The sequence below is a fragment of the Rahnella sp. ChDrAdgB13 genome (assembly GCF_017655185.1).
Classification (GTDB): domain Bacteria; phylum Pseudomonadota; class Gammaproteobacteria; order Enterobacterales; family Enterobacteriaceae; genus Rahnella; species Rahnella contaminans.
In genome coordinates, this window is record NZ_JAEMGT010000035.1 from 21,976 (window position 1) to 37,207 (window position 15,232).

Genomic DNA, 15,232 nt, shown 5'->3' on the forward strand with positions numbered 1-15,232 from the left:
GCCCGTAACATTCCTTCATGCCTGTTTGGTAAATTTCTCCTGCCGGCGGGTTTTTCTGTTTTATAGTAGCGGCGTTTTTTTCGTAGCAGGCTCAGAGAATACGGGCGCTGTTTCCACCTCACCGTAGCGAGTAAGGCACAGGGATGCGATTTACTACCAGACTATCGGCACTGATTTCGATGTTAGTTGCGCTGGCAATGTTGTTAATGTTGCTTGGCGTGACGTTTAGTTTTATCTACCTCAACAAGCAAAGTACCGAACAGCACTTACAGGCGCTGGCGACCACTTATGATCAGTCGTTACTGACTCATACTCCGGCGGAAGCCGAGCGCTGGCTGCCGCAGGCGATGCGCATGCTTGACGTCACCGATATCGAGGTAAAGCTCGATAACTCCACGGTCTATGAATATCACGAGCGCCCGGATTTGCACCGTTCGTGGGACAGCGTGATGCCAGAATATGACACGGTAGTTATCCCCCTGATGCAAAACCACGCAATGTCGCTGCGTGTTTCTTATATTGATCCCGTCAGCAGCTATATCCGCTCCATGCGTTCAACGCTCGCAATCAGCCTGGCTATCGTGGTCATGCTCGCGATGTTAATGCTGAGTTTCCGCTGGTTACGTAATGAAACCGAAGGTGTGGAAAAACTGGAAGACCGCGCCGTCAGGATTTTGCGCGGTGAACGGGAAGGGCTGGCTGGCACTGTCGGGGAATGGCCGCATTCTGCCAGCAGCGCTATCGATCTCCTGTTAACCGATCTTAATGAAGCGCGCGAACAGCGCAGCCGCGTCGATACGCTGATCCGCGCGTACGCCCAGCGGGATGCGCAAACCGGGCTCAGCAACCGGCTGTTTTTCGACAATCAGCTGGCGACGCAGCTCGAAGAAGCGGGCGCGCATGGCGTACTGATGCTGCTGCGGCTGCCTGATTTTGACATGATGCGCGAAATCCACGGGCAGACGGTGGTTGAAGAATTACGGTCGGCGATGGTGAACCTGTTATCGACTTTCGTGATGCGTCATGTCGATGCGCTGCTGGCGCGCTACTTCCACAGCGATTTTGCTGTGCTCCTTCCGCACCGCACGCTGAAAGATGCCGAAGTGATGGCCGCGCAGTTAATTAATGCGCTGGGCGTGCTGCCGACGTCTTCTCTGATCGACCGGGACGCCCTGATGCACATCGGGATCACCGCGTACCGTTTCGGCCAGACGCCGGATCAGGCTATGGATATGGCCGAACAGGCAACGCGCCACGCGGCCTTCCAGGGCAGCAACAGCTGGTTTATCTACGATAAAAACGTGCCGGAAAAAGGGCGTGGCAGCGTCCGCTGGCGCACCTTGCTGGAAAACACTCTGGCGCGCGGCGGTCCGCGTTTGTACCAGAAACCGGCGTTTGGCAGAGACGGAAAACTCGATCACCGCGAGATTCAGCGGCGCGTCTTTGATGGCGAACAGGAACTGCTGGCGGCCGAGTTTATTCCTCTTGTCGTGCAATTCGGGCTGTCTCAGAGCTTCGATCGGGTGATGTTAAGTCAGATTATTCCGTTACTTAACCGCTGGCCGGACGAAACGTTAGCATTTCACCTGACGGTTGATTCATTATTGCAGCGCTCATTTGTTCGCTGGCTGCGCGATACGCTGCTTCAGTGTGAAAGAAAAAAACGAAACCGAATTTTGATTGAACTTGCTGAGGCAGATCTCTGTCAACATACCGACCGGCTGCGCCCTGCGATCCGTTTATTGCAAGGTTTGGGCTGTCGGCTGGCGGTTTCACAGGCCGGTCTGACGGTGGTCAGCACGTCGTATCTGAAAACTTTTCCGGTGGAAAGGGTTAAGCTTCACCCCGGACTGGTGCGTGATATTGATAAAAGGGTGGAGAATCAGCTCTTTGTTCAAAGTCTGCTCAGCGCATGTGAAGGGACTCAGGCGCTGGTTTTTGCAGCCGGCATAAGGACAAAAGAAGAGTGGAACACCTTGCAGAAAAGCGGTATCCACGGCGGCCAGGGGGATTTTTTTGCCGGACCACAGCCTGTTGAACCGGTCGGTAAAAAATATTCACACAACCGCGATGTTTAAGTGACCGTTATTGGTTTATTTAACGTAGAATGAGCCAGCTTTTAACCGACACCCTTACCTGGCATCCGGTGCACGCTTTATGGCCGCAGGTGGACGGAATATGTGGGTGAAAGTGTAAGAATTTATGTGCGGTGTTGCTACTTCGCCTGGGTGCCTGCCCGAGGTAAACCGAGCCTGCGATACAGAATTATTTCGCAGTGCCATCAGCCTCAAAAAGTAACAACCAGTGAATGGCGACATCGCGGACAATTTTCACGGAAGCAGGACGTTTTTGCGCCTTGTCGCTGCTTCGCGTGGTTGGTAAAGTAGGCGGATTTTATTTTCCGCCCCCAGCTTGCAGGATTATCCTTTCGTTATGTTTAAGAAATTTCGTGGCATGTTTTCCAACGACTTGTCCATCGACCTGGGTACCGCCAATACCCTTATCTATGTAAAAGGACAAGGCATCGTGCTGAATGAGCCATCTGTTGTGGCTATTCGTCAGGATCGTGCTGGTTCACCTAAAAGCGTTGCTGCTGTAGGTCACGACGCAAAACAGATGCTGGGTCGTACTCCTGGCAATATCGCGGCTATTCGTCCGATGAAAGATGGCGTTATCGCTGACTTCTTCGTGACTGAAAAAATGCTGCAACACTTCATCAAGCAAGTTCATAGCAACAGCTTCATGCGCCCAAGCCCTCGCGTGCTGGTGTGTGTGCCTGTCGGCGCAACTCAGGTTGAACGCCGCGCTATCCGTGAATCTGCACAAGGTGCAGGCGCGCGTGAAGTGTTCCTGATTGAAGAACCGATGGCTGCGGCAATCGGTGCGGGTCTGCCAGTTTCAGAAGCTACCGGTTCCATGGTTGTGGATATCGGTGGTGGTACAACGGAAGTTGCCGTGATTTCCCTGAACGGCGTCGTGTACTCTTCTTCTGTCCGTATCGGCGGCGACCGCTTCGATGAAGCCATCATCAATTACGTTCGTCGTAATTATGGGTCACTGATCGGCGAAGCCACGGCAGAGCGCATTAAGCACAGCATCGGTTCTGCGTATCCGGGCGATGAAGTGCATGAAATTGAAGTGCGTGGCCGTAACCTGGCTGAAGGTGTTCCTCGTGGTTTCACGCTGAACTCCAATGAAATCCTGGAAGCGTTGCAAGAGCCGCTGACCGGTATTGTTAGCGCTGTGATGGTTGCACTGGAACAGTGCCCGCCAGAACTGGCTTCCGATATTTCTGAGCGCGGCATGGTGCTGACCGGCGGTGGCGCATTACTGCGTAACCTCGATCGCCTTCTGATGGAAGAAACCGGTATTCCGGTGGTTGTCGCAGAAGATCCACTGACTTGCGTAGCGCGCGGCGGTGGTAAAGCACTGGAAATGATCGACATGCACGGCGGCGACTTATTCAGCGAAGAGTAATCTCAGCGAAGACTTGTTGTTTTTGACAAGACCCGTTGCAAGCAGAAATAGTCTGCCCGGGAAGGTGGTTGTCCGTCAGGTAAAACCTGCAACGTGAAGTGTGCAGTGTTCAATGTGGATCCGCGCAAACACTGTCTGAGCTTAATTGTTCAGGCGGTGTTTTTGGCTATCCCATGAGATTGCCGCCTTTTCTGTCAGATGAAGCACCGACTTCGACTGGCTGAAACCTTCTGTTGCCGAGGAACTCGCATATTTTATGAAGCCAATTTTTAGCAGGGGGCCTTCCCTGCAACTGCGACTTTTTTTGGCTATTCTTACGGCCATTGTCCTGATTGTTGCCGACAGTAAGATAGGTACGTTTGTTAAAATCCGCACCTATATGGATACTGCCGTAAGTCCCTTCTATTTCCTATCTAACGCCCCGCGTGAATTTTTAGATCAGGTTTCCTCGACTTTTGCGACACGTGGCCAGCTTGAATTGGAAAACCGCGCACTGCGTCAGGAATTGCTGTTGAAAAACAGCGATCTGATGTTGCTTGGTCAGTACAAACAAGAAAACGCCCGTTTGCGTGAATTGCTGGGTTCACCACTGCGTCAGGACGAGCACAAGATGGTGACGCAGGTACTTTCCACCAGTAATGATCCGTACAGCGATCAGGTTGTCATCGATAAAGGCAGCAACAACGGCGTTTACATCGGGCAGCCGGTGATCAGCGATAAAGGTGTAGTCGGCCAGGTTGTGGCCGTTGCCGCACTGACCAGCCGCGTTCTGCTGATTTGCGATGCTTCCCATGCGTTGCCGATTCAGGTGTTGCGTAACGATATCCGCGTGATTGCGGCGGGTAGCGGTTGTGCTGACGATTTGCAACTCGAGCATCTTCCAAGCAATACCGATATTCGTGTCGGCGATGTGCTGGTGACTTCCGGGTTGGGTGGGCGTTTCCCTGAAGGTTATCCGGTGGGCGTGGTGTCTTCTGTCAAAGTGGATAACCAGCGCGCGTACACCGTGATTCAGGCTCGTCCTACAGCCGGTCTGCAACGTCTGCGCTATCTTCTGTTGTTGTGGGGTTCTGACCGGAATGGCGAACATCCGCTTGCGCCGGACGAAGTGCATCGTGTTGCCAATGAGCGTCTGATGCAAATGATGCCACAGGTTCTGCCGCCGCCGGGTGATATGGGGCCTCCGGCACCTGTTCCCGCTCCTGCCACAGGCACGGTGACGGCGCCTGTCAGCGCTCCGCCTGCACAGGGAGCCACACAATGAACAGTTACCGGAGCCACGGACGTTGGATTATTTGGCTATCCTTCCTGATAGCCATGTTGCTGCAAGTGATGCCGTGGCCTGAGCAGATTTACATGTTCAGGCCCTCATGGCTGATGCTGATCCTGATTTATTGGGTGATGGCCTTGCCGCACCGCGTCAATGTGGGTACCGGTTTTGTTGTCGGCTTCATCATGGATTTGATCCTCGGTTCAACGCTGGGGATCAGGGCGCTGGCATTTGCGATTACCGCTTATCTGGTCGCCTTTAAATTCCAGTTATTCCGTAATCTGGCACTCTGGCAGCAGGCGCTGATTGTCATGGTGCTTTCACTGGCCGTGGACGTCATGGTGTTCTGGGGGGAATTCCTGGTCGTTAACGTTTCGTTCCGGCCGGAAGTTTTCTGGAGCAGTGTGGTTGACGGTATTCTGTGGCCATGGCTGTTCCTGCTGATGCGAAAAATTCGTCGTCAGTTTGCCGTGCAATGAGGATGTTATGACTGCACTTTATCTGGCCTCCGGCTCTCCGCGTCGCCGTGAATTACTGACTTTGCTGGAACTGCCTTTCGAGCGTCTGTCGACAGATGTGGCAGAAGAACGTCAGCCCGGAGAAGCGCCGCAGGACTATGTTTTACGCCTGGCGAAAGACAAGGCGCAGGCCGGTGTGGCGGTGGCATCAGAAGATTTGCCGGTACTGGGCGCAGATACGATTGTGGTACTTGACGGTAAAGTGTTGGAAAAGCCACGTGACGAAGCGCAAGCCGCTGTTATGCTTAAGGCATTGTCCGGAAAACAGCATCAGGTGATGACCGCCATCGCCTTTGCGGATCGTCGGGATTGCCTCTGTACGCTGGTTGTGACCGATGTCACCTTCCGTTCACTATCCTCCGACGACATTGCACATTATATTCTGAGCGGTGAGCCCATGGATAAAGCGGGCGCTTATGGTATTCAGGGAAAGGGCGGTTGTTTCGTCCGTGAAATTCGCGGCAGTTACTATGCAGTTGTGGGTCTTCCTCTGGTGGAAACTCAGGAACTGCTAAATGAATTTTCTGCCTTACGCGAGCTTAGGAGTAAACATGACAGCTGAATTACTGGTCAATGTCACCCCGTCTGAAACCCGCGTGGCCTACATTGACGGTGGCATTCTGCAGGAAATCCATATTGAGCGTGAGACCAAACGCGGGATTGCCGGCAACATTTATAAAGGACGTATCAGCCGTGTATTGCCTGGGATGCAGGCAGCATTTGTAGATATCGGCCTTGAAAAAGCAGCGTTTTTGCACGCTTCAGACATCATGCCTCACACCGAATGTGTGGCGCGCGATGAGCAGAAAAATTTCCATGTGCGCGATATCGCAGAGCTGGTGCATCAGGGCCAGGATCTGATGGTTCAGGTGGTGAAAGATCCGCTGGGTACCAAAGGCGCGCGCCTGACGACCGACATTACTTTGCCATCCCGTTATCTGGTGTTTATGCCGGGAGCGTCTCACGTTGGTGTCTCCCAGCGCATCGAAAGCGAAGCAGAACGTGACCGCCTCAAACGCATCGTTTCAGAATATTGTGACGAACACGGAGGCTATATTATTCGTACCGCGGCCGAAGGCGTGGGTGAAGAAGAGCTTAAGCAGGATGCTGCGTATTTAAAACGCCTGTGGACCAAAGTCATGGAACGCAAGCGTCGTAACAAAACCAAGTGCAAGCTGTATGGCGAACTGGCGCTGGCGCACCGCGTGCTGCGTGATTTTGCCGGCGAAGCGCTGGACAGGATCCGCGTTGACTCCCGTCTGACCTATGAATTACTGGTGGAATTCACCAGCGAATACATGCCGGAAATGACCAGCAAGCTGGAGCATTACAGCGGCAAACAGCCAATTTTCGATCTGTTTGATGTGGAAAATGAAATCCAGCGTGCGCTCGAGCGCAAGGTTGAGCTGAAATCGGGTGGCTATCTGATCATCGATCAGACCGAAGCCATGACCACCGTGGACATCAACACCGGTGCGTTTGTCGGCCATCGTAATCTGGAAGACACCATCTTCAACACCAACACCGAAGCAACACAGGCTATCGCCCGGCAGCTCCGGTTACGTAATCTCGGTGGCATTATCATCATCGACTTCATTGATATGTCGAATGAAGATCACCGGCGTCGCGTGTTGCACAGCCTCGAGCAGGCATTATCCAAAGACCGCGTCAAAACCGGTATCCACGGTTTCTCCGCGCTCGGTCTGGTGGAAATGACCCGCAAACGTACCCGTGAAAGCGTGGAGCACGTATTGTGCAGCGATTGCCCGACCTGTCACGCGCGTGGCACGGTGAAAACGGTCGAAACAGTGTGCTATGAAATTCTGCGTGAAATCGTGCGCGTGCATCACGCCTACGATTCTGACCGTTTCCTGGTTTACGCTTCTGCGGCCGTGGGGGAGGCGCTGAAAGGCGAAGAATCACATGCGCTGGCCGAAGTGGAAATCTTCGTCGGTAAACAGGTCAAAGTGCAGATTGAACCGCTCTACAGTCAGGAGCAGTTTGACGTGGTGATGATGTGATTTGATGGCCGCAAGCCAGCAACATCGAGAAGTTAAAGGTTTCCATTGCCGTCTGTACGGGTGAAAACCCGTATGGAATGGGAAACAAGGAGAGAAGTTTGAGGCGACTGCCCGGTATTTTATTAACGACCAGCGCAACCCTTGTCGTGATAGTGGCTTTGGTGATCAGTGGCTTGCGTCTGGCATTGCCTCAGCTCACCCGCTTTCAGACACAACTGGTCAGCAAAGTAGAATCCGCTACGGGCGTGCCGATCGAGTTGTCGCAAATCAGTGCCAGCTGGCAAACTTTTGGCCCTGTCATGGAAATCCGTGGTCTGCATGTGACCCTGCCGGATTCTGACTGGCAGGTTCAGCGCATCACGATGGCGCTCGACGTCTGGCAATCCCTTCTCCATTTCCGCTGGCAGTTCCGCGATCTCACTTTCTATAATTTGCAGCTGGATCTCAACAGCACGCTGGGCGGCGATACCAATAAAGGGAACGGCATTCAGCCAAATCGCATCAGCGACATCTTCCTCAGGCAGGTCGATCATTTCGATTTGCGTAACAGCCGTATTTCTTTTCTGACGCCTTCCGGCCCGCGCGCTGAATTCGATATTCCGCAACTGACCTGGCTGAACACGCACAACCGTCACCGGGCCGAAGGGCAGCTGAGTTTATCCAGCTTCAACGGGCAGCACGGCATTGTCCAGGTGCGTATGGATCTCAACGATACCGACGGTCTGCTCAATAACGGCAAAATCTATTTGCAGGCCGACGATATTGATATGAAGCCGTGGTTCAGCCGCTGGCTGCGCAGCAATACCGGTTTAGAAAACGCCAATTTCAGCCTTGCGGCCTGGCTGACGGTGCGTAACGGCGATATTTACGCGGGCGATGCGCTGTTGAAAAACGGCTCGGCGACCTGGAAAACGGGCGCGGATGAACACCGTCTGGACGTTGATAACCTGGCTCTGCACGGCAGCCGTCAGGGCGATGGCTGGCAGGTTGGTACACAACAGCTGAACCTGAAAACTGACGGCATAGAGTGGCCGAAAGGGCGTCTCGAAGCGCTGTACCTGCCTGAAAATAATGATTTCCTCGGGCCCACGCAGGGCGAAGAATTACGTATCCGCGGTACAAATCTGCAACTCGAACGTTTAGGGCCGATTATTCCGACTTTTTCCTTCCTGACACCGTCGCTGCTGGAGCGCTGGCAGGATCTGAAACCGGCAGGGAATGTCGATCGCCTCGCGCTGGATATCCCGCTTAAACAGCCGGATCAGACCCGTTTTGATGCCAGCTGGAATGGTGTCAGCTGGCAGCGCTGGGAACTTCTGCCCGGTATTAACCACTTTAAAGGCAGCGTGAAAGGCAGCATGTCGGGCGGGCAACTGACCGTTAATTTACAGGACAGCCTTCTGCCATATGGTGAAATGTTCCGCGCGCCGCTGGACGTGAGTGTGGCAACAGGTACATTCAACTGGACCAGCGGCAAAGACGGCTGGGCGCTGTCGGGCAAAGACGTGGATGTCAAAGCCAACGCGCTGTGGGCGAAAGGTGATTTCAGCTACAAGCAACCCGCTGAAGGTGAGCCGTGGCTGAACATTCTGGCCGGTATCCGCCTGTATGATGCGGGCCAGGCCTGGCGCTATTTCCCTGAACCGCTCATGGGCAAACATCTGGTGGATTATCTGAGTGGCGCGATTCAGGCCGGGCAGGTGGATAACGCGACGCTGACCTTTAACGGCAATCCGCATCATTTCCCGTTTAAAAAGAACGAAGGGCAGTTTCAGGTTTGGGTTCCGCTGCGCCATTCGACCTTCCAGTTCCAGCCGGAATGGTCTGCGCTGACCGATCTGGATATCGACCTCGACTTCCTGAATGACGGCCTGTTTATGAAAGCCGCGCACACCAAACTGGGCAATGTCGATGGCAACAACGTCGTGGCAAATATTCCGGATTATCTGAAAGAAAAACTGTTCATCGATTCCGACCTGCGCGGGCAGGGTAAAGACATCGGCGATTACTTCATGGATACGCCACTTCACGACACGCTGGGTTCTGCATTGCAGGAGCTCCAGATTGGTGGCGAAGTAAATGGTCGCTTACATCTGGACATTCCGCTGGACGGGGAACTGGTGCGCGCATCCGGTGGCGTAACGCTTAACGATAACAGCCTGTTTATCAAACCGCTGGACAGCAAAATCAGCCATCTCAGCGGCCAGTTCAGCTACGACAACGGCAATCTTCAAAGCAATCAGTTAACCGGTAACTGGTTCGGGCAACCGATCAACGTGATGTTCAGCACGCAGGAACTGCCGGACGATTTCAAAGTGCAGGTTGGTCTGGATGCTAACTGGCAGCTGTCAAAAATTCCAGGCATGCCTGCCGCGGCGGCCAGCAAAATTTCCGGCGGTACGCCGTGGAAAGGCAACGTCAATATCACCCTTCCGCATAAAGGTACGCCGACGTATACCGTAGACGTGAATGCTGACCTGAAAGATGTAAGCAGTCACTTACCTGATCCGCTGAACAAAAAGCCCGGTCATTCGATGCCGCTGGTGGTGAACGTCAAAGGTGATTTGCACAGCTTTAATCTGGAAGGTGTGCTGGCGGGTAAAAACCATTTCAACAGCCGCTGGTTGCTGGGCAAACAGCTGAAACTGGACCGCGCCTCGTGGCAGGAAAACACCAAAAAAACGCCGCCGTTGCCGGATGACAGCAGCCTGACGCTGCATCTGCCACCGCTGGATGGTGAAAACTGGCTTGGCCTGTTGTCGCCGGACAAAGCGACGCAAAGCGCCAGTACTAAACTGTCCGGATTCAGTTTCCCGCACCAGATTATTCTGACCACACCGGCGCTGACGCTGGGCGGACAGGTCTGGAATGACCTGAAGATTCAGTCGGTTCAGAGCCATCAGGGCATGGAAGTGACTGCCAAAGGTAAAGAAATCGACGGCACGCTGAATATGAATGACAACGGTCCTTGGCTGGCGAATCTGCATTATCTGTATTTTAACCCGCAGTGGACCGTGGACGACGTGGCCAGCAGCGGCCAGCCTGGCGGGAACCCGTTTGCCTCGAGTAAGATTTCTTTCGCGAACTGGCCTGCATTGCAGCTCCGGTGTGAAGCGTGCTGGTTCCTCGGGCAGAACTTCCGCAAGGTGAATGCTGACCTGACGCCGCAGGGCAAATTGCTGATGCTGCGTAACGGCCTGATTGATACCGGTGTGGCAAAACTGGACGTGCAGGGCGACTGGAAGCAGGACGAACAGGGTGAAAATACCGGTCTGAAAGGGAAACTGTCGGGCAAAAATATCGAACAGGCGATGTCCTTCTTTGGCGTGACTACGCCACTTAAAGATGCGCCGTTTAATGTGAACTTCGATCTCCACTGGAAATCGGTACCGTGGAAGCCGGATATCAGCACGCTGAACGGCACGCTGAAAAACGAGCTGGGCAAAGGCGAAATTGCTGATATTGGTGGCGGTCGCGCCGGACAGTTGCTTCGTCTGGTGAGCTTCGACGCGCTGCTGCGTAAGCTGCGTCTGGATTTCAGCGACACCTTTGGTCAGGGATTCTATTTTGATTCCATCAAATCCACCGCGTGGATTAAAGATGGCACGCTGCACACCGATGACCTGCTGGTTGACGGGCTGGCGGCGGATATCGCCATTACCGGTAAAGTGAATTTCGTAAACCAGCAGCTCGATTTAGAAGCGGTGATTGCGCCGGAAATTTCAGCCACCGTGGGCGTGGCGACGGCATTCGTGATTAACCCGGTGGTCGGCGTGGCGGTTTTTGCGGCCAGTAAAGTGCTGGCACCGCTGTGGAATAAAATCTCGCTGATCCGCTACCAGATTAGCGGGACGATTGCTGAACCGCATATCAATGAAATTTTGCGTAAACCTGCTGTCCCGCCAAAAGAGGCCACCGCGCAGTAACGTTTCCGAGACGGCGCAGGAAAGCTCGTTCGGGCTGTGTTAGGCTGTTAATAACGTTGTAACAATGGATTGTCCGGCAGGCTGACTGATTACCTCAGAGCCAGCACTGCCGGATTTTCGTCTAAAAGAGAGTGAATCTATGAGTCTGGCCTTAGTCAGTGAGCAGTTACTAACTGCCAATAATCTGAGTCATCAGGATCTGTTTTCCGTTTTGGGCCAGTTGTCAGAACGTCGCCTTGATTATGCCGATCTCTTTTTCCAGTCCAGTTTCCACGAAGCCTGGGTTATTGAAGACAGTATCATCAAAGACGGTTCTTACAATATCGACCAGGGCGTCGGTGTCCGTGCGGTCAGCGGTGAAAAAACCGGTTTTGCTTATGCCGATCAGATCACACTGAACGCGCTGAATCAAAGCGCGACGGCGGCGCGAAGCATCGTCCGCGAGCAGGGCAATGGCAAAGCGCATACGCTGGGCGAAATTGCTTACAAATCCCTTTATACGCCACTGGATCCGCTGCAAAGCCTGCCGCGTGAAGCGAAAATTGAGCTTCTGCACCGTGTCGATAAAATTGCCCGCGCTGCCGATAAACGCGTTCAGGAAGTCAGCGCCAGCATTACCGGCGTCTACGAAACCGTACTGGTCGCCGCAACCGATGGCACGCTGGCGGCGGATATCCGTCCGCTGGTGCGTTTATCTGTCAGCGTGCTGGTCGAGCAGGATGGTCGTCGCGAGCGTGGCTCAAGCGGCGGCGGTGGCCGCGTCGGTTATGATTATTTCCTCGAAACCGTCAATGGTGAAGTGCGCGCAGAAGCCTTCGCCCGTGACGCCGTGCGTATGGCGTTGCTGAACCTGACCGCCGTTGCGGCACCTGCGGGCGGCATGCCTGTGGTACTCGGCGCGGGCTGGCCGGGCGTGCTGTTGCACGAAGCGGTCGGGCATGGCCTCGAAGGCGATTTCAACCGTCGCGGAACGTCAGTCTTCAGTGGCCAGATGGGTAAACTCGTGGCTTCTGAGCTGTGCACGGTTGTTGATGACGGCACAATGCCAGGCCTGCGCGGCTCGCTGGCCATCGACGATGAAGGCGTGCCGGGGCAATACAACGTGCTTATCGAAAACGGCGTGCTGAAAGGCTACATGCAGGACAAACTGAACGCGCGTCTGATGGGCGTTGCGCCAACCGGTAATGGCCGTCGCGAATCCTATGCGCACCTGCCAATGCCGCGTATGACCAATACCTACATGCTGGCCGGGAAATCAACGCCGGAAGATATTATCAGCAGCGTGGAATACGGCTTGTATGCACCGAATTTCGGCGGCGGTCAGGTCGACATTACCTCCGGCAAATTCGTGTTCTCCACCTCTGAAGCCTATCTGATTGAAAAAGGCCGCATCACCAAACCGGTGAAAGGCGCCACGCTGATTGGCTCCGGGATCGAAGCGATGCAGCAGATTTCCATGGTGGGCAACGATCTGGCCATCGATAAAGGCGTGGGCGTGTGCGGTAAAGAAGGTCAGAGCCTTCCGGTCGGCGTCGGTCAGCCAACCCTGAAGCTGGATAATCTGACGGTGGGCGGTACGGCGTAACCTCAGGTTTTTCAGCGATTAGCCTCCCTTTGCGGGAGGCTATTTATTTCCTGCCTAATTCCACTGCGTCACTTTCTTACCCTGCCGGTAACCCTGATACACCTTACTCACCCGTTTGAAATAATCCGTCAGATAATCAATGCAGACCTGCACTTTCAGCGGGAGTTTGTCTTTTTCCGTGTACAGCGCGTACACCGGGCGCGGATCGGACTGGTAGCTTCTGAATAAAATTTCTACTTCGCCGGCATTAATTTCCTCAATCACCCACATCAGCGGGACATACGCAATGCCAACACCCGCTTTCAGCCAGCGGATCATGGTCTGCGAATCGTTGGTGACGAAACGCCCTTGCGGCGTGATGCGCGTCGAAATGCCTTCCGGTGCGATCAGTTCAAATTCACTGTCGGGACGCACGCTGTATTCCAGCCAAGAGAAATTCACCATATCGGCAGGTTTTTCCGGCGTACCGTGCTGCGCCAGATAGCTGCGTGCCGCACACACCACCATCGGCATGGACCCTAATCGGGTGCAAAACAGGCTGGAATCCTGCAACGCACCGACGCGGATCACGACATCCAGCCCGTCGGCGATTAAATCGGGCGCGGGAATGCCGGTGACCAGATTCACCGTCAGGCCGGGATATTCGCCGAGCATTTCGGCGGTCATGGCAGCAAGAACATTTTGTGCCATTGTCGATGAGCTGCCGATGCGCAAAGTGCCGGTCGGCGTGTTATTGAAGGCATACAACTGTTCATGCACTTCACGCACGTCATGCAGCATTTTCCGGCATCCCTGATAGTAAAGCTTTCCGGCTTCTGTCAGGCCGATACTGCGGGTGCTGCGGTTTAGTAATTTGATTTGTAAGTCATTTTCCAGCTTTGAAATGGTCTGGCTGATGGCGGAAACGCTCATGTCGAGGCGTCGTGCGGCGGCGGTAAAAGAACCGCTTTCCACGACCTGAGCGAATATCGACATGCGTTTTAATCGATCCATTGTTAACTCTGGCTTAAAAGTGATTTAGATCACAGAACGTTGATTACTTGATAATAAGCACGCTAATATACTCGTCCGGGCGATAAAACTCAGGTTTCTGATTTCCTGAATCAATGCTTACCTTCGCACACTTCCCTGGCAACCCCACAGTTTCATTGAGCACTTCCCAGTGAATTATTTATCTCCGGGGACGCGTGGCATTGCCTAAAATAATGAATAATGCGTGCGCGGGACGAGCAGATCTGCCCGCCGTCACTGCTGCTGGTAATAATGTAAGGAATTTTTGATGAGTTTGCTTCCGGTAATGGTGATTTTCGGATTGTCGTTTCCACCGGTATTTTTTGAAATACTGCTGGCGCTGGTGGTGTTTTTCCTGCTCCGGCGGATATTACAACCGACTGGTATTTATGACTTTGTCTGGCATCCGGCTTTGTTTAACACAGCATTATATTGCTGTCTTTTTTACCTGATTTCCCGCTTGTTCGTCTGAGGCCGTTGTGAAAAATTTCTCTATAAAAATAATACGTTATGCAATTACGCTGATTCTTGTCGTTCTGGCTGTCATCGCAATCTTCAGAGCCTGGGCGTTCTATACGGAATCTCCGTGGACCCGTGATGCCAAATTTACCGCTGACGTTGTGTCGATTGCGCCGGATGTGACCGGTTTAATCACTGACGTGCCGGTGATTGATAATCAGCTGGTGACCAAAGGTCAGGTGCTGTTCAAAATTGACCAGCCGCGTTATCAGCAGGCGCTGGACGAAGCGAGTGCTGACGTCGCTTATTATCAGGCGCTGGCCGCCGAGAAAAAACGCGAAGCCGGACGCCGTGTGAAACTGGGCGTTCAGGCAATGTCGCAGGAAGAAATTGATCAGGCGAACAACGTACTGCAAACCGCGCAGCATCAGCTGGCAAAAGCGCAGGCCGCGCGCGATCTGGCGGTACTGGATTTAGAGCGTACCGTGGTTGTCGCACCGGCGGATGGCTGGGTCACTAACCTCACGGTTCATCCCGGCAACTACATTAACCGGGGTTCGACCGCCGTGGCGCTGGTGAAGAAAAACTCTTTCTACATTCTGGCGTATCTGGAAGAAACTAAATTGCCGGGCCTGAAAAAAGGTGACCGTGCGGAAATTACTCCGCTGGGCAGTAACCGCATTATGCACGGCACGGTAGACAGCGTCGCTGCTGCGGTCACCAACAGCTCATCTTCGGCGGCGACCAATGGTCTGGCGACTATCGACAGCAACCTGGAATGGGTGCGCCTGGCGCAGCGCGTGCCGGTGAAAATCGTGCTCGACGATAAAGACCAGCAGCATCCGTACCCGGCGGGGACGACGGCCACCGTCGTAATTACCGGCAGTCATGATCGTAAACGAGATGAAGGTTCTCCGTTCCTTCGTCTCCTGCATCGCCTGAGAGAGTTTGGTTAAGGCCGGAAA

Annotated in this window: 11 protein-coding genes; 10 read left to right on the forward strand and 1 reads right to left on the reverse strand. The window is 53.8% G+C overall.

The features are described 5' to 3' along the window. Window positions 1-143: 143 nt before the first annotated feature. The 8 genes from csrD (at window position 144) to tldD (ending at window position 12,797) form a co-directional block, all read left to right on the forward strand. Window positions 144-2,078: an RNase E specificity factor CsrD gene (gene csrD, locus J8X26_RS12135; RefSeq protein WP_165061326.1), complete on the forward strand. Its 1,935-nt coding sequence runs from the start codon at window positions 144-146 to the stop codon at window positions 2,076-2,078. A 355-nt stretch (window positions 2,079-2,433) separates the two neighbouring features. Next, complete coding sequence (gene mreB / locus J8X26_RS12140) at window positions 2,434-3,477, forward strand: rod shape-determining protein MreB (RefSeq protein ID WP_013577291.1); 1,044 nt, start codon at window positions 2,434-2,436, stop codon at window positions 3,475-3,477. A 256-nt stretch (window positions 3,478-3,733) separates the two neighbouring features. Continuing rightward, window positions 3,734-4,741 carry a rod shape-determining protein MreC gene (mreC, locus tag J8X26_RS12145; protein ID WP_152327362.1) on the forward strand — a complete coding sequence of 336 codons (1,008 nt, stop codon included), beginning with the start codon at window positions 3,734-3,736 and terminating at the stop codon, window positions 4,739-4,741. Next, window positions 4,738-5,226 carry a rod shape-determining protein MreD gene (mreD, locus tag J8X26_RS12150; RefSeq protein ID WP_120508332.1) on the forward strand — a complete coding sequence of 163 codons (489 nt, stop codon included), beginning with the start codon at window positions 4,738-4,740 and terminating at the stop codon, window positions 5,224-5,226. The genes mreC and mreD overlap by 4 nt, the downstream gene beginning before the upstream one ends. 7 nt (window positions 5,227-5,233) lie before the next feature. Continuing rightward, the gene (locus J8X26_RS12155; RefSeq protein ID WP_152327361.1) at window positions 5,234-5,827 is read left to right on the forward strand and encodes a nucleoside triphosphate pyrophosphatase; all 594 of its coding nucleotides are present in this window, start codon (window positions 5,234-5,236) and stop codon (window positions 5,825-5,827) included. After that, entirely contained in the window at window positions 5,817-7,286 is a 1,470-nt protein-coding gene (gene rng, locus J8X26_RS12160; RefSeq protein WP_013577287.1) for a ribonuclease G, read from the forward strand. The genes J8X26_RS12155 and rng overlap by 11 nt, the downstream gene beginning before the upstream one ends. Before the next feature lie 98 nt (window positions 7,287-7,384). Beyond that, window positions 7,385-11,212 (forward strand): AsmA2 domain-containing protein YhdP, encoded by a 3,828-nt coding sequence (gene yhdP, locus J8X26_RS12165; protein WP_208951005.1) that lies wholly within the window; start codon window positions 7,385-7,387, stop codon window positions 11,210-11,212. 139 nt (window positions 11,213-11,351) lie between these two features. Beyond that, window positions 11,352-12,797, forward strand: coding sequence for a metalloprotease TldD (tldD, locus tag J8X26_RS12170; RefSeq protein ID WP_165061332.1), 1,446 nt, complete (start codon window positions 11,352-11,354; stop codon window positions 12,795-12,797). A gap of 54 nt (window positions 12,798-12,851) precedes the next feature. On the opposite strand, the gene aaeR is transcribed toward tldD, so the two are convergent. Further along, window positions 12,852-13,790 carry an HTH-type transcriptional activator AaeR gene (gene aaeR / locus J8X26_RS12175; protein WP_152327357.1) on the reverse strand — a complete coding sequence of 313 codons (939 nt, stop codon included), beginning with the start codon at window positions 13,788-13,790 and terminating at the stop codon, window positions 12,852-12,854. Window positions 13,791-14,076: 286 nt separating this feature from the next. Between aaeR and aaeX the strand changes: the two genes are divergently transcribed. Together aaeX and aaeA are read left to right on the forward strand one after the other, a co-directional pair. After that, window positions 14,077-14,280 carry a p-hydroxybenzoic acid efflux pump operon protein AaeX gene (gene aaeX / locus J8X26_RS12180; protein WP_152327355.1) on the forward strand — a complete coding sequence of 68 codons (204 nt, stop codon included), beginning with the start codon at window positions 14,077-14,079 and terminating at the stop codon, window positions 14,278-14,280. 7 nt (window positions 14,281-14,287) lie between these two features. After that, a complete protein-coding gene (aaeA, locus tag J8X26_RS12185) occupies window positions 14,288-15,223 on the forward strand; it encodes a p-hydroxybenzoic acid efflux pump subunit AaeA (RefSeq protein ID WP_152327354.1) in 936 nt (311 codons plus the stop codon). The last annotated feature ends 9 nt before the right edge of the window (window positions 15,224-15,232 follow it).